General features: G+C 66.9%; 14 protein-coding genes. 1 reads left to right on the top strand and 13 read right to left on the bottom strand.

All coding sequences use genetic code 11. The features are described 5' to 3' along the window. Window positions 1-20 precede the first annotated feature (20 nt). The 3 genes from JWS13_RS31790 to JWS13_RS31780 form a co-directional block, all read right to left on the bottom strand. Window positions 21-1,211 (bottom strand): CaiB/BaiF CoA transferase family protein, encoded by a 1,191-nt coding sequence (locus JWS13_RS31790; RefSeq protein ID WP_206009302.1) that lies wholly within the window; start codon window positions 1,209-1,211, stop codon window positions 21-23. Further along, entirely contained in the window at window positions 1,208-2,521 is a 1,314-nt protein-coding gene (locus JWS13_RS31785) for an MFS transporter (RefSeq protein WP_206009301.1), read from the bottom strand. Before JWS13_RS31785 ends, JWS13_RS31790 begins: the two co-directional genes overlap by 4 nt. A 189-nt stretch (window positions 2,522-2,710) precedes the next feature. Further along, on the bottom strand, window positions 2,711-3,712 hold the full coding sequence (locus JWS13_RS31780) for a LysR family transcriptional regulator (RefSeq protein WP_206009300.1): 1,002 nt from the start codon (window positions 3,710-3,712) through the stop codon (window positions 2,711-2,713). Between the two features lie 119 nt (window positions 3,713-3,831). Between JWS13_RS31780 and JWS13_RS31775 the strand changes: the two genes are divergently transcribed. Then, window positions 3,832-4,488 carry a histidine phosphatase family protein gene (locus tag JWS13_RS31775; RefSeq protein WP_206009299.1) on the top strand — a complete coding sequence of 219 codons (657 nt, stop codon included), beginning with the start codon at window positions 3,832-3,834 and terminating at the stop codon, window positions 4,486-4,488. Here JWS13_RS31775 and JWS13_RS31770 read toward each other — a convergent pair. The 10 genes from JWS13_RS31770 to JWS13_RS31725 form a co-directional block, all read right to left on the bottom strand. Beyond that, on the bottom strand, window positions 4,475-5,488 hold the full coding sequence (locus JWS13_RS31770; protein ID WP_206009298.1) for a helix-turn-helix transcriptional regulator: 1,014 nt from the start codon (window positions 5,486-5,488) through the stop codon (window positions 4,475-4,477). The genes JWS13_RS31775 and JWS13_RS31770 overlap by 14 nt on opposite strands. Continuing rightward, window positions 5,485-7,203 carry an AAA family ATPase gene (locus JWS13_RS31765; RefSeq protein WP_206009297.1) on the bottom strand — a complete coding sequence of 573 codons (1,719 nt, stop codon included), beginning with the start codon at window positions 7,201-7,203 and terminating at the stop codon, window positions 5,485-5,487. Before JWS13_RS31765 ends, JWS13_RS31770 begins: the two co-directional genes overlap by 4 nt. A gap of 5 nt (window positions 7,204-7,208) precedes the next feature. Continuing rightward, complete coding sequence (locus JWS13_RS31760; RefSeq protein WP_241032423.1) at window positions 7,209-8,426, bottom strand: cytochrome P450; 1,218 nt, start codon at window positions 8,424-8,426, stop codon at window positions 7,209-7,211. A gap of 10 nt (window positions 8,427-8,436) precedes the next feature. Continuing rightward, a complete protein-coding gene (locus JWS13_RS31755) occupies window positions 8,437-9,453 on the bottom strand; it encodes a PDR/VanB family oxidoreductase (RefSeq protein WP_206009295.1) in 1,017 nt (338 codons plus the stop codon). 206 nt (window positions 9,454-9,659) lie between these two features. After that, the gene (locus JWS13_RS31750) at window positions 9,660-10,889 is read right to left on the bottom strand and encodes an acyl-CoA dehydrogenase family protein (RefSeq protein WP_206009294.1); all 1,230 of its coding nucleotides are present in this window, start codon (window positions 10,887-10,889) and stop codon (window positions 9,660-9,662) included. Further along, entirely contained in the window at window positions 10,890-11,951 is a 1,062-nt protein-coding gene (locus JWS13_RS31745; protein WP_206009293.1) for a phosphotransferase family protein, read from the bottom strand. Between the two features lie 8 nt (window positions 11,952-11,959). Then, on the bottom strand, window positions 11,960-13,006 hold the full coding sequence (locus JWS13_RS31740) for an ABC transporter substrate-binding protein (RefSeq protein ID WP_206009292.1): 1,047 nt from the start codon (window positions 13,004-13,006) through the stop codon (window positions 11,960-11,962). 144 nt (window positions 13,007-13,150) lie between these two features. Continuing rightward, window positions 13,151-14,149 (bottom strand): NADPH:quinone oxidoreductase family protein, encoded by a 999-nt coding sequence (locus JWS13_RS31735; RefSeq protein ID WP_206011821.1) that lies wholly within the window; start codon window positions 14,147-14,149, stop codon window positions 13,151-13,153. A gap of 20 nt (window positions 14,150-14,169) precedes the next feature. Next, window positions 14,170-14,391, bottom strand: coding sequence for a biotin/lipoyl-binding carrier protein (locus tag JWS13_RS31730; RefSeq protein ID WP_124391633.1), 222 nt, complete (start codon window positions 14,389-14,391; stop codon window positions 14,170-14,172). A gap of 1 nt (window position 14,392) precedes the next feature. Next, window positions 14,393-15,769, bottom strand: a complete 1,377-nt coding sequence (locus JWS13_RS31725; protein WP_206009291.1) for an acetyl-CoA carboxylase biotin carboxylase subunit — start codon at window positions 15,767-15,769, stop codon at window positions 14,393-14,395. Window positions 15,770-15,772: the final 3 nt, after the last annotated feature.

Below are 15,772 nucleotides of genomic sequence, written 5' to 3'. Positions count from 1 at the left end.
GCAATTGCCGTCGACGGATGTCAGCGGCCGAGTGCGACGACGCCGTCGGCGGCCAGCGCATCGAGCGCGTCGGTCGGGTAGCCGAGTTCGGCGATCAGTTCGGCGGTGTGCTGCCCCAGGTCGGGCGCACCTGCCGTGGGCAGCTTCGGGACGCTCTCGAGGTGCCACGGCGTGCCGAGAGCCGTCGCAGGCACGCCGTCGGGGCGGCTGACCTCGATGAAGAGCCCGGAGGCCTGGACGTCGGGGCTGCGCATCGCTTCGGGGTAGGTGTTGATCCGCCCGGCGACGACACCGTTGGCGGCGAGCACGTCCATCGCCTCGTCGCTCGTCATGTTCGCGAACGCAGCGCGCAACTCGGTGAGCAGGGCGACGCGGTTGCGGACCCGGCTCTCGTTGTCGGCGAATCGGGCGTCGTCGGCGAGTTCCTCCCGGCCCAGCAGTCGGCACAGTCGACGGAAGTGGACCTCGGAGTAAGCGGAGACGACGACGCTGCCGTCGCTGGTAGGCATGATGTCGGCGGCCGGTGCGACGGTCGGCTGACCGTTGCCCATGCGCCGTGGTTCGTTGCCGGTGTCGAGGTAGGCGCCCCAGTTCGGGGCCTGCAGATGAATCGCGACCTCGAGCAGCGACACCTCGACGGTGTCGCCCTCGCCGGTGCGCAGGCGCCTGATGTACGCGCCGAGGATTGCCTGGGCACAGACGTAGCCGGTGGCGGCGTCGACGATCTGGGCACCGACCTTCTGCGGCTCGCCGTCGTGCTCGCCGGTCACCCACATCAGGCCGCTCTCCGCCTGCGCGGCGATGTCGAGGCCGGCACGATTCCTGGACGGTCCGTGCAATCCGAACCCGCTCACCGTCGCGTACACGAGGTGCGGATGCGCGGCGCGCATCTCCTCCGCGCCCAGCCCGAGCTTGTCCATCACCCCGGGGCGCAGATTCTGCACCACGATGTCGGCGCCGGCGATCAGACGGCGGGCGATCTCCTGACCGCGCGGGTCCTTGAGGTCGAGCGCGATTGCCCGCTTGCCGCGGTTGTAGTTCTCCACCATGGCTTTACCGTGCGCACCGATTCCGCGTGCGGACTCGCCGTGCACCGGTTCGACCTTGATCACGTCGGCGCCGAGGTCCACCAGGACCTGGGTGGCGGCGGGGGCAGCGATGAATTGACCGAAGTCGATGACGCGGACGCCGTCGAGAGGCTTGTCGATCATGCGGTCTCCTCGGCACGCTTGCGGATGACGGTGATGTCCCGTTCGGGGTTGACCAGGAACACCGCGATCGCGCTACCGACGATCATCAGGATGCCGCTGATCAGGAAGCCGGTGCCGTAGCCGGAGATCTTGTCGGCCGCCCGGCCGACCGAGAAGCCGAGTACGAGTGGTGCGATCATGCCGGAGATACTCGACACCGCGCCGAGGCCACCGAGGACCATGCCGCGTTTACGGGACTGCACGACGTCGGCGATTGCCGTCAACGCCACGCCGTACGCCGCGGTGTTGAGCGAGAAGGCCAGGGACACGAGCAGGATCTGCAGCAGTCCGGCCGACACGATGGTGAACCCGACCATGGTGATACCGGCGCCTGCGATCAGGCCGGCCGACAGGTAGCCGCGCGCAACCTTCCGGGAGACGCCGCGGGAGACGAGGCGATTCGAGAACCACCCGGCGGCGATCGCACCGACCGCCGCGAGTCCGTAGGGAAGCATGACCAGCCGTCCGGTGGTCAGGGTGTCGTAGCCGAGGCCGTCTTCGAGGTAGACGGGGAGCCAGGACACCTTGAGCGTGGTGGACCAGTACGAGCAGAACATCAACAGCGCGATCCCGATCACGGTCCCGGTGCGCAGGATCGTCCGGTACGGGGCGTCGACGGTGTCGACGACGGTTGCCTTGGCCGACTCGGCGGTCTCGGTGGGTGCGCCTCGTCCGAGGATGATCCACGCGACCACCCAGACCAGACCGACCGTGATCAGGAGGTAGAACGCGGCGTGCCAGTCCCAGCGGACGATGATCCAGGTCAGTACGGGGGCAGCGATGAGGACGCCGAGCGAGGATCCGGCGGTGACGAAGCTGCTCGGCAGGGCACGCTTCTCCGGCGGGAACCAGGAGTGGACGGCGTGGTTGGCGAGGGCGAAGGCCGGGCCCTCGGCGAACCCGAGGATGAGCCGGCAGGCCACCAGGACGCCGAAGGTCACGGTGCCGGTCAGGGGCACCATGGTGGCTACCCAGAGCAGCATCAGTCCGGCCAGCAGCCATCGGATACTCACCTTGGACGACAGCCAGCCGAAGAACAGGGCGCCGGCGGCGAACAGCCAGAAGAAGCTGCTCTGGATCATGCCGAACTGTTGCGGCGTCAGGCCCAGATCCTTCTGGATCTGGACGCCGGCGAACGCGATGACGGACTTGTCCGCGAAATTGATGAGCATGAACACGACGAGCAGTCCGGTAATCATCCAGGCGCGGCGGGTCAGCGCCGATCTGGTACGCCGGGACGCTGCGGTTGTCGGCGTCGATATCTGAGTCATAGGGCCTCTTCGGGAACGAACCGTCGCGACATGTCTGCATGGCATGAACCAGTCCGGACGGATCTCGAAAGCGACCTCTAGGTGATCGATCCGGATCCCGCCGCAACGGTGTGATCAGGTACACACCATTCAAGTCCCGAGCATCGATCAGGTCAAAGACCAGAAAAGTAGGAGAAATACTGCAATTGCCTATGAGTTGGTGGTGCGTGCGTTGTCGTCGCGAATCCGGCGGTCGGACTCGGCCCGCGTCAGCTGCGCGGCCTCCACGAGGGAAACACCGGAGGACATGTGCACGGCGATGGACGCGGCGAACTCCTCGAAAGACGCTCGGGCGCAAGCGAGGAACTCCGACGACGCCTGGGTCATCCGGCCGGGACGGCGGACCACACCCATGCGGCGGGTGAGCCGCGGCGAGAGTTCACGCACCACCCCGCCGCGCAGCATCGCGTCGAGTCCGCTGCGCAGGGCCACGATCGAGACCCCGCCGCCCGCGAGAACGATCGGCAGCACGGCGCCACGCTGACGCACCTCCACCGCGACGTCGGGTTCGACACCGTGCAACCGTAGCGAGCGGTCGATGAAATCCCGCGTCGCCGTGCCTTTTTCGCCCATGACGAACGGAACACGGGTCAACGACTCGATCGGCACCGGGTCGGGCCACCGGGCGTCGGTGCCGGGCGGACACACCAGCACGAGCTGCTGATCGATCAGCTCCTCCCCGACGAGGTCCTCGGTCGGGAGGGGCAGCGCAAGAACGCCCAGCTCACACGCCCCCGACCGGACCAGCGACACGATGTCGGCGGTCTCGTCCCGATCTTCGATGTGGAACCGCACGTCGGGGTACTGCCGGCGGAACTTGGCGACCCACACCGACAGCGGATCCGAAGACAGGTCCGAGAGCGAGGCGATGTCGATCCGGCCGCCGCGCATCGCCCCGACGTCGCGCACGGTGTTCTCGGCCGATTCCACCTCCCGCAGGATGGTGCGTGCCGGGCCGACGAGCGCCTCCCCGGCCGGGGACAGCACGAGGCCACGGCCGACGCGATGGAACAACTCGACGCCCAGGTCCTTCTCGAGCTTGCGCACCGCCTGCGACAGCGAAGGCTGCGCCACACGCAACTGCGCCGCGGCGCGGGTGACGCCGCCGCAGTCGACTACAGCGAGGAAGTACTCCATCTGCCGCATGTCCATCCTCTGAATCTAGAGGTACCTCCGCCGCGGTGGGCGGCCGATAGGGTTCTCCCGAGAGTGTGCGGCGACCGGCCGAGAAGGGTATGCCGCCGGTAGTCGGGTGAACTAGCCTCCGCCGAATGAGTGTTGTTCTTCTGGTCCGTCACGGACAAGCATCCTTCGGCACCGACGACTACGACCGCCTGTCGCCGCGCGGCCGAGAACAGAGTCGCGCCCTCGGCACCGAACTGAATCGTCGCGGCATCGCTCCCGCCCGGACAGTCACCGGAAACATGAAACGCCAACGAGAGACGGCTCAGGAGGCAAGCGCGGCAGCCGCCTGGCACACGACGCACCCCGACGTCGATCCGGGTTGGGACGAGTTCGACGCGAGCGACCTGCTGGCTGCGAACGGTGAGCACGATCCGCAGGCGAAGACGGATTCGCGCGCCTTCCAGCGGCTGCTCGAGCGGGCGTCCACACGGTGGTCGTCCGGTGACCACGACGCCGACTACGCCGAGACGTTCGGTGCGTTCACGGCCCGGGTCGACGCGTCCCTCGACCGCGTTGCCGGAGGGCTCGAACGCGGGCAGACCGGTGTCGTCTTCTCCAGCGCCGGCGCGATTGCCTGGGTGACCGCCCGACTACTGGGTGGCGGCTTCCCGCAATGGCTCGCCCTGAACAGGGTCGCGGTCAATTCCGGCGTCACCAAGATCGTGATCGGCTCGTCGGGGACGTCCCTCGTGGCGTTCAACGAGCACGGTCATCTCCCGGACCCCTGGGTCACCTACCGGTGAGGCTGTCCGCCCGCTCATGGGCCACGATCAGCTCGACCCGCGAGTTGTAGCCGGTCTTCTTGTAGAGGCGGGTGAGGTAGGCCTCGACGGTCTTGCTGCTGTAGTGGAGAACCTCGGCGATCTGCCGGTTGCTGAGGCCGTCTCGGACCAGCGTGACGAGGTGACGCTCCACATCGGTGAGTGGTCCGGGCGCGCCCGCCTTGTCGACACGTCTGTCGAGGACGAGACCACGCGACCTGCCTGCGGCCTCGACCCGCTTCAGCCACAGCGTCGCGTCCATCTTCTTGAACAGTGCCCACGCGGCCTCGAGGTGGTCGGCGCCGTCCCGGCCGACGACGCCCAGCGCATGGTGGGCCCGCGCCGCGATGTAGTGCAGGCCCTGTTCCTCGGCCTCGAGAAGCACGTCGCGAGCGCGGTCCAAGTCACCGAAGGTGAGGGCATGGCCGATGCCGGACGCCATCCGGGCCGTGGGCGAACCGATGTTCTCCGCGAGGCGGCAGAACTCGTCCGCGACGCGCCCTGCGGCCTCGACCTCTCCCCGAGCGAGGTAACCCTCGACCAGGCTCGCGTGGGTGATGGTCCCGACCTCGTTCCAGCCACGGGCGCCCGCTTCCGACCGCAGTCGCTCCAGGACCGGGATGGCGTCCTCGCACCTGGACCTCGACACCTCGACCGACGCCTGCACCGCCTGCCAGACCGCGAAGTCGATCCGGCAGGAGGCCGGCGGCTTCGTCGCGGCCAGCACGGACACCGCACGCCGGAAATCGCCACGGCCCGTGAGGATCTGCACCTCCGCACATCGCAGGCGAGCCAGAGCGCTGCGCATACCCGAGAACTCGAGATGGACTGCCTCCCGCGCGATCGTCTCGGAAGCCGCGGTCCAGTCTCCGGTCGTGAACTCGGCGAGCGCGCGAGCCAGTACGGCTTGCCCGCCCAGGTTTCCGAATCCGGCGAGTCCGGCGGCGTCACCCGTCAGCAGCGCGTTCGCACGACCGGTCACGCCTGCTGTTGCGGCGTGGAGCGCCGCCGACTCCAACGCACCGGTGCGCGTGCCCACCGGGAGTTCGCGCTCGCCGGTTCCCAGGATCTCGAGCCGGTCGACGGCCTCGAGCAGATTCGGGAACGTTCCGACGGAGGCTTCGACCTGACCGAGGTACGTGTAGGCGACCACCTGGTCCGCCGGAGTCGAGTCGCGCACCTGTGACCACGCCGCCGCGGCCAGGACGCGCGCCTGATCCGTATCGCCCCAGGCGCGCCGACATCGCCGCGCGCTGTGCCAGGGAGGGCGTCGAGTCTCTCGCCTGCCCCGCCTCGGCGACCAGCAGGTCGAGAGCGCTCTGCGGATCGCCCATCGCGTTGTGGCAGTGCACGATCGTCGCCACGGTGCGGTCGCGGGAACGGCCCGCCGCGAGGACGCCGAGCGCTTTCCTGCCGGCTTCGATGGCCAGGGCCGGCCGCGCGCCCTTCCAATATGCCTCGGACTGCCTGCCGAGGATCTCGCCGGCGGCGGCGTCCGCGCGGGGCAGCAGGTCGAGCGCCCGGCCGTACCAGCGGGCGGCCGTACCAGCGGGCGGCCGTGCGCGGCGACGTGCGCAGCGCCCTGTCGGCGGCACGCAACGCCACCGTGACCGCGACCGTGTCGCCGCGCGCCGCACCCTCGGTGACGTGCCGGGCGCGCTCGAGGGCCGGCATGCCCAACTCGTGGTCGGTGCCCTCGATCCGCGCGGCAATCGCAGCATGAACACGGCGGCGCGCGGCCGGACCGATGTCGTCGTACAGCAACTCACCGATCAGTGGGTGGCCGAATTCGTACCATCCGGACCCCGTTGCCACCAGCGCACCGCGCGCGACCAGTGAGTCGAAGACGGCCCGGACCTCGCCCGGCGACCTCTCGGCCAGCTCGGCGAGGAGAGGAAGGTAGTCCAGATCCACCCGCCCGAACACCGAGACCAGACGACCCAGTGCACGGACGGCGTGATCCCCGGGAAGCAGCCGGTGGAGCAACGCCGCAGGGCGCGGGAACCGGGGCGGGGAATCGTCGACCAGGTAGCCGATCCCCTGTTCGATCCGGACCGCACCCGCAGTGCGCAACGCGTTCACCGTTTCCCGGACCAGCAGCGCGTTTCCCCGCGTCCGCTCGGTCAGATAACCGGTCAGTCGCTCGTCGGGCGCGGCGCCGAGCACCGACTCGATCAGTTCGCCGAGGGCCCGCCCCTCCACCGGCCGAAGCTCGAGGACCGTCTGTGCCTGTTCGCTCACGAGATGGCCGATCGTCGCGACCAGACGTTCGCCGGTCGTCCACGGCCGAGTCCGCGAGGCGAAGATCACGAGGAGCGGGCGGCCCGCCAGATGCCGGGCGGCGAGGGTCACTGCGACGAGGCTGTCCTCGTCCGCAAGGTGCGCGTCGTCCACGACCACGACGACCGGCGACGAATCCGTCATCGACTGCAACAGCGCCGTCACACCATTCGGATCACTCGGTACCGCAGTGTGGCCGTGGACTCCCACGAGAGTGCGCACCGTCGCGTACGGGATGTCGCGGTCGTACTCGTGCGCCGCGGCGTACAAGCACGTCCATCCGCGCCTGCGGGCGGCGTCGATCGTGCTCCGCAGGAGGTGTGTCTTGCCGGTGCCGGCCTCACCGAGAATCAGGTACGTCGAACCGGCACCGGCGCTCAATCGCTCTATGGCGCAGTCGAACACGAACTCGTTCACATCATCTAGGCGAGGCTCAGCCGAAGCGGCATGGCCTTCCATCCTCGGAGCGTGTTGTTGTGATAGCGACGTACGGGTGCCGCAAGTTCGACGCACTTCACCCGGGTCACGAGAACCTCGAGCAGGCATTCGGCCTGCAGACGCGCCGCGTGCTGACCCACGCACTGGTGGATCCCCATCCCGAAGGCCACGTGCCCCGAGGGATCACGCGAGAGGTCGAACCGATCGGGGTTGTCCCACCGGCGCGGGTCACGGTTCGCGGCGGCGTAGCACAGCAGCACCCTCGTCTCGGCCGGTATGACGGTCCCGGAGATCTCGACGTCGACGGACGTCTTGCGGAACAGCATCTGGACCGGCGATTCCCAGCGCAGCGCCTCGTCGAACGCGACTCGGGCGAGGTTGGGGTTCTGTCGAAGTGCCGCCCACTGATCGGGATGTGTGGCGAATCCGTAGAGCATCGCCGAGAGACCGTAGACGGTCGTGTCCACACCTGCCGACAACAGCGAACGCGTGAGGAGCGGCGCCAGTTCGTGCATGATGTCGCCGCGGTCGGCGGCGGCCCAGATCTCGCTGCCGAATCCTTCGGGCTTCAGTGAGTCCCGGGCACACTTCGCCGTGGCCCATTCCGCCAGCGCCTCGCTCCGGCATTCGCCCTGCAGGACCCGGTCGTTTCGCGGCCCCAGGGCATTGAAGATGTGATCCGCGTAGGGAACGAGATTCTCCCGCTGCTCCTCGTCGATCCCGGACGCGTCGGGAAAGAAGTTCACCGGAAACACGGCCGCGATGTCGTTGTATCCGTCGATCTCGATCGCGTCCCCGGCAGCCGTGCCACCGAGCAGGTTGTCGATCAGTGTCTCGGCCTGCCGTGTGCAGGCGTCCTTCATCGCACGCAATGCTCGTGCGGACAGGATCGTCTGCAGCACCTCGCGGGGTGCGTCGTGCTCGGGCGGGTCGGTCTGAAGCAGTCCCCGGGCCCGCCAGGGCTCGTTCAGGCCGACTCCGGAACCGGAAGTCATGCCCTGCCAGTTCGAGAGTGCGCTGTGGACCTCGTCGTAACGCCCGACGGCGTGGACGTTGTACCGGGGCAGGAAGACGACGGGCCCGGATTCACGCAGTCGCTCCTGGAACGGCAGCGGGTTTTCCAAAGTTTCCGACGAGAACGGGTCGTCGTCGAGGGACGGGGCTGTCGAACCCTGCCGTCCGGTGGTATCCGCAATCGACACTGTCAACCTCCTATAGATCCAGCACGAGTCGTTCGGTGATCGAACGTGACACACAGACGAACATCCGGTCCCCCTTGGCGCGCTCCGCATCGCTCAGGAGTGAATCCCGATGATCCGGAACACCGGCCACGACGCCGACTTCGCATGTGCCGCAGACTCCCTCGTTGCACGAGGACAACACGGGGACGCCGGCGGCGTCCAGGGCCTCGAGAACGGTCTGCTCGGTACCGACGGTGACAGTTCTGCCGGAGTGGGACAGTTCGATCGCGAAGGGCTCGGTGCGGACCGGTGGCGGCTGGGAAGGCGCCACGAACCGCTCGAACCGGACGGCCCATCCGGGCCAGTTCGTGGAAGCGGATTCGACCGCCGCCAGCAGTGGCTCGGGTCCACAGCAGTACACCTTGGCACCGTCCGTCGGCTTGTCGAGGAAGCCGAGCTGCAGATGACCCGATTCGTCCTGCGGCCACACCGTGACGCGGTCTCCGTATCGAGCCAGTTCTCCGAGGAAGGCCATGGAGCGACGCGACCGTCCGCCGTAGAGCAGGTGCCAGTCGATTCCCAGCTTCTCGGCTGCGGCGATCATCGTCATGATCGGAGTGATCCCGATGCCGCCGGCGATGAATTCGTACCGGCTCGCCGGAGCCAGACCGAAATTGTTCCGAGGGGTGCCGACACTGAGCATGTCCCCGACGGCCAGATTTTCGTGAATGAACTGCGATCCGCCCTTGGAGTTCGGCTCCCGCAATACGGCGACCTCGTAGGCGGAGGCATCCCACCGGTCGCCGCACAACGAGTATTGCCGCACCTGGGAACCACCGTCCGCGGTCGGTATGACCAGGTCGATGTGCGCGCCGGGCGTCCAATGCGGGAGCCGCCCACCGGTCGGCTCCTCGAGCCGCAGTTTCACGACGCCGTCTGCCACGACGTCCTTCCGCGCGACCTCGAGCGTCTGGTTTCCGGGTCGCCGGGTGACCGGCGATGCGGGCGAGGACGAGTCGGCACCATGCTGAGCAAGATGATTTGGCACGTCATGATCATGCGCGGCGCCTGCCGGTGCGATCAATGTCTCACTCACTATCAAGGCGATAGCCACACCGAACGGGCCCTGCACACGACAGTGTCCCCCTCACCTGGGTTACAGGTGAGGGGGACACGGGTGGGCCGTCACGGCGAAACCGACTCGCTTCGTGGGCGAGCGGAGCCGAACGCACTCAGCAGAAACCGACCGAGCGGTCAGGCACTGCGTCGTGCAGCCTGGCGGCGAAGTTCATTGCGCGCCAGCGCGTTCTTGTGCACCTCGTCGGGTCCGTCCGCGAACCGTAGCGTGCGGACGTACGCGGCTGCCGGTGCGAGGAAGAAGTCCTGGGAAAGTCCGCCGGCGCCGTGGACCTGGATGGCCTTGTCGATGATCCATTCGACGGTCGACGGCGTGGCGATCTTGATCGCCTGGATCTCGGTGTGGGCGCCCTTGTTGCCCACCGTGTCCATGAGCCAGGCCGTCTTGAGGACCAGCAGGCGCAACTGCTCGAGACGGACCCGCGATTCGGCGATCCAGTCGCGAATCACGCCCTGCTGGCTGAGCGGCTTGCCGAACGCCACGCGTTCGTCGGCCCGCTCGCACATGAGTTTGATCGCCCGCTCCGCGATACCGATGGCGCGCATGCAGTGATGGATCCGGCCGGGTCCCAGCCGGGCCTGGGCGATCCCGAAGCCGTCGCCCTCGTTGCCGATGAGATTCGCAACCGGAACCCGCACGTCGGTGAACTCGATCTCGGCATGTCCACCGCTGTGGTGGTCGTCGTAACCCAGGACCTTCATCGCGCGCGTGATGTGGACGCCGGGGGTGTCCCGCGGTACCAGGATCATGCTCTGCTGGCGATGCCTGTCTGCCGTCGGATCCGTCTTGCCCATCACGATCAGGATCTTGGCGTTGGGATTCATCGCACCGCTGATGTACCACTTGCGGCCGTTGATCACGTAGTCGCCGCCGTCGCGAACGATGCTCGTGGAGATATTGGTGGCGTCCGAGGACGCGACGTCGGGCTCGGTCATGGCGAAGGCCGAACGGATCTCGGCCTCGAGCAACGGGGTGAGCCATTCCTTCTTCTGCTGCTCGGTGCCGAACATCGACAGCAGTTCCATGTTGCCGGTGTCCGGGGCCGAACAATTCAGCGCCGCGGGAGCGAGGAGCTTGCTGCGGCCGGTGATCTCGGCCAGCGGCGCGTACTGCACGTTCGTCAGCCCGGCACCCTCGGCCCCGGGAAGGAAGAGGTTCCACAGCCCACGGCTGCGTGCCTCCGCTCTCAGCTTCTGCAGGATGGGAGACTCCGACCACGCGAAGCGGTTCTCCAGGCTGTCCAGCTCATCCAGGTACGCCGCCTCGGACGGGTAGACGTGCCCGTACATGAAGTCGACGAGTTCCTTGCGCAACTCGTCGGTCCGGGCGTCTGTCGAGAATTCCATCTACTTGTACTCCTTCAGTGAGTCGAGCCCGAGTTCGAGCAGCAACGGCACAGTGCTGCCGCTGTCCTCGAAACCCGCACCCAGGGTTTGACGATTGATGTGTCGATACCGGACGCCCTCGGAGATCGAGGCGAGCTTGAAACAGGCCAGACCGAGGTGGAAGCCGAATCCCTCCAGTTCGCGGCCGCTCTCGGCTTCGTACTGTTCGATGATCTGCTTCTCGGTGAGGTAGCCGGGTGCCAGCGTCGCGTCGTACATGGCCGGTTCCGTCGTATCCCGTTCGGACACGATCTTCGCTCGCCGCTGATAGGTGAGCATCAAGGCCAGGTCCAGGAGCGGGTCGCCCAGCGTCGCCAGTTCCCAGTCGATGACCGCGGCAGGCATGTCGTCGGCGCCGACGAGCACGTTGTCCAAGCGGAAATCACCGTGGACGATGCCGGCGTCCGACTTCGAGGGGACGGCCGCGACGAGTGCAGAGTAGAGCTCGTCGGCGCCGGGGAGATCGCGAGTGTAGGACGCGTCCAGCTGAGTCTTCCAGCGTTTCACCTGCCGTCCCAGGAAACCCTCCGGGCGACCGAAGTCGTTCAGGCCCACCTCTCGCGGTTCTACCCGGTGCAGCTTTGCGAGTGTGCGTACCAGCTCGACGGAGATGGCTCGGGTTCGAGCAGCACCGAGTGGCCTGAGCTCATCGGCGTACCGATAGGGCACGCCCTCTATCCGCTCCATGAGGTAGAAGTCGGTGCCGAGAACGTCCTTGTCGTCGCAGTAGGCGATCATCGCAGGCACCGGGACGTCGGTGGTGCGAAGTGCGCCTGCCATTCGGTACTCCCGGCGCATGTCGTGAGCCGTCGCCATGACCTCGCCCAGGGGCGCACGACGCACGATCCACTGTTTGGCACCGTCGGTGAGGTCGTAGGTCAGATTCGATTTCCCACCCTCGATCAGGCGGGCCGACAGCTCCCCTGCCACCAGGCCCGGTCGCTCCCCGGCCAGCCAGTCGGTGATTCGATCGAGGTCCAGCCCGGGCGGGGACTGGGGACGCGTCGTCTGTGTGTGCTCCATGTGAGACCTCACGCCCGTGCGAAGGCGGGGACTATCTGCTCGTAGCTGATAGCGCCTTCCTTCGCGTTTCCGAAGCGGACGGCGAGGTCGATCATGTGGTCGACCTGATCCTTGGGTGCCTTGAACATCGGTTGCAATTTCGGCGCCACCTCCTGCGCGTAGTGCTCCATGTAGGCCTTGGCGATTTCGGGTGCGTTGCCGTCGAAGGTGCCGGAGTTCAGGATTTCCGCTGCTTCGTCCTTCTGGGAGACCATCCATTCGCTGCCCTCCGACTGTGCTCGAAGCCAGTTCTTCAGAACGTCCTCGTTCTCCTGGGCAAAACTTTCGCTGGTCGAAATGCACAGCACTGCCTGGTTGCGCAATGTCTCGGGCATCGACGGCCTGCCGAAGTCGAGCAGCACCGATCCGCCTGTCTCCCTCGCGATGAACTGCCCCGAGCTCCATTGGACCGCGACGTAGCCGTCGAGTCGCCCGGCTTTCATGTTCGGGATCGCCGAGGCAGACGGGCCGGTCGCGAGATGGGTGACGTCCGAGGACTGCATACCGGCCAGTTCGAGAGCGAGGTCCAGTTGCAGATCACCGCCCGCGCCGATGGCGCTCACCCCGATCGACTTGCCTTTGAGCGACTGCATCTTCTCTTCGAACGTGGCGCCCTCGCCGGGCCAATTGCCGTTCGGGCCGACGACGATCCCGTAGGTGGTGGCCACGTTCTTCAGACCGATGATGACCGGCCGCTTGCCCTGGGTGCTGTTGGCGTGAGCACCCATCAGCAGCAGGGTGTCGGAGGTGTAGCCGTTGACAGCGCCTGCGGAGACGAGCTGCAGCGCCTGCACACCGCTCTGCGGGGTGATGAACTTCGGAACGTCGAGGTTGTTCCTGGCGAAGTCGTTGTTGGCAAGATTCACCGCATCGAGGAGGAAGCTGTCACCCGGAAATGACGCGATGCTGAACTGGGCGCCCCGGCCGGAGGCACCGGCGCCCAGTCCACCCCCGCAGGCCGCCAGCAACGAGGTGGCGCCGACCGCCGCCGTGCCGAGACCGAGATACTTCAACATCGACCTTCTCGAGATGTTGCTGTCCAATGCCCGCAGTTCTCCGAAGGGCGAGTCACCTTGCTTCGACCCAAACATTCGTACTCCTAGTGATTAGTGCATGCCTGGTGGCCTGACGATGTGCTGCCCCCGGTTTCCGCAAACTGGCTAGCGGCCGATCCCGGTGTGCTCCATCACCACTCGGCCGACGGTCTTTCCGTCCCCCAGGCTCTGCAGGGCCGCAGGCACCCCGTCCATCGAGACCCGTTGACTGACGAAGGGATCGATGGCTCCGGAGTCCGCCAACGCGCACAGTTCCTGGTGGCATCGATCGACCGCGCCGGGATTCTTCGTGTTGTAGAGCCCCCAGTGAATGCCCAGAATCGCGTAGTTCTTGACCAGAGCGTGGTTGAGCGCCGCGGTCTGGATCTCGCCGCCCGCGAAGCCGACGACGAGAATCCGACCCTCGAACGCAATGCATTTCGTCGAACGCTGGTAAACGTCACCGCCCACCGGGTCGTAGATGACGTCGGCGCCTCTACCGTCGGTGAATTCCTTGACGACCCCGACGAAGTCCTCCTGCCTGCGGTCGACGACGACATCGGCACCGAGTTGCCTGGCGTAGGCGGCCTTCTCCTCGCCGCCCACGACACCGACGACCCGGGCACCGGCGGCCTTGCCGAGCTGGATGGCCGCGCTGCCGACACCGCCGGCGGCCGCGTGAACCAGGAGGGTTTCCCCCTCCTGAATCCTGGCGAGCCGATGAAGCCCGAACCAGCCGGTCTGATACCCGATGAACAGGCAGGAGGCCTGCGCGTCGTCGAGTGAGGCGGGCGCCTGGTGGGTCGTGCTCTGGTCCATCAGGGCGTACTCGGCGAATCCGCCGTAGGGCAGGGTGGTCAGGCCCAGCACCCGGTCGCCGACCGCGGCCCGTACGACGTCCGGCCCGACCGCGACGACCTCGCCGCAGACTTCACGTCCGGGGGTGAAGGGCAGGTCGGGGCGCACCTGGTACTTGCCACGGCACATGAGCACGTCCGGGAAATTGGCTGCGCCCGCGAGGACCCGCACGAGGACCTGCCCTGCACCGGGTTCGGGAACATCACCCTCGACGAGTTGCACGACGTCGATCGGCTCGCCGAGTTGGGTGACCGACCAGGACTTCATGCGGCGGGGAATCGATGTGCTCATGCCGTCTCGAATTCGACGAGGGGCTGACCGGACGCGACGCTGTCGCCCTCGGCGACGTGGACTGCCACGACCGTGCCTGCATCTTCGGCGAGGATCGGGATCTCCATCTTCATGGCTTCGAGGATCATCAACGTCGACTCCTCCTCCACCCGGTCACCCGGTGCGACGAGGATCTTCCACACGTTGGCACCCATATCCGACTGAATCGTCTCTGACATCTCACGCACTCCTTCTGGCCAAGTTCTTTTGTCTCTGCTGGATCTTCTCGACCACACCGGTGTCGTAACGCCCGCTCGTGAACTCTTCCGAGCCGAGCACGTCTTCGAGGAAGGGCTTGTTGGTGACGAGCCCCTCGATCACGAACTCCTTGCAGGCCGCGAGGGCGCGGGCGTGCGCCTCCTCACGGGTCGCGCCGAACGCGCAGACCTTGGCCAGCAACGAGTCGAAGTGCGGCGTCACCTCGGTGCCGGCCGTATAGCCCGCGTCGACCCGGATACCGGGCCCCGTCGGCTCCTGCCACACGTCGATCGGCCCCGGGCGCGGGAAGAACCGTTTGGGGTCTTCCGCGCAGATCCTCAATTCGATCGCATGACCGCGCGAGACGGGGGCGAAGCCCGGGGTGGTGGTGCCCGACTGCGCGATGCTCAGCTGCTGCTCGACCAGATCGACACCGTGGGTCAGTTCGGTGATCGGGTGCTCGACCTGGATACGGGTGTTCATCTCGAGGAACACGAAGTCACCCGTGACGGCGTCGATGAGGAATTCCACCGTGCCCGCATTCCGATAGCCCACGGCCCGGGCGGCCGCGATCGAACTCTCGACGAGGCGCTCTCGCAGGGCCGGATCCAGGTGCGGGGCCGGGCTCTCCTCGATCAGCTTCTGGTGACGTCGTTGCGTCGAGCAATCCCGTTCTCCCAGAGTGACGATCGAACCGTCCTCCAGACCCAGGATCTGGATCTCGACGTGCCGCGCGGACGACACATACCGTTCGACGAAGACCCGATCGGAACCGAAGCTCCGCGCCGCCATCGACTTGGTGTTCTCGAACGCCTTGCGCAGGCCGTCTTCGTCGTGCGCGACGGCCATGCCGATTCCGCCGCCGCCTGCGGATGCCTTGACCATTACCGGATATCCGAGACGCCCGGCCTCCGCGACGGCTTCGTCGCCCGTCTCGAGCGCTGCACCGACGTCACCGCTGATCGGAACACCGGCAGCAGCCACGACCCGGCGCGACTCGACCTTGTCACCCATCACCTCGATGACCTCGGCGCTCGGGCCGACCCACGTCAGTCCGGACTGGGCCACCAGTCGGGCGAAGTCGGCGTTCTCGGCCAGGAATCCGTAGCCCGGATGCACGGCCGTCGCACCGGCTTGCTGTGCGATTCGGACGATCTGGGCACCGTCGAGGTACGCCTGCACCGGTGTGTCGCCCTCGAGCTGAACGGCGTGGTCGGCCTCACCGATGTAGGGCAGGTCCGCATCGACCTTGTGGTAGACGGCGACGGTACGGACACCGAGCTTGTTGGCGGTCGAGATGATCCGCCGGGCGATCTCGCCGCGATTCGCGACCAGCAGGCAATCTGGAAATGAGTTCATCAC

This window comes from Rhodococcus pseudokoreensis (assembly GCF_017068395.1).
Lineage (GTDB): Bacteria > Actinomycetota > Actinomycetes > Mycobacteriales > Mycobacteriaceae > Rhodococcus_F > Rhodococcus_F pseudokoreensis.
The sequence above is the reverse complement of the archived record's forward strand: the minus strand, read 5'-3'. Positions and strand labels throughout refer to the sequence as shown.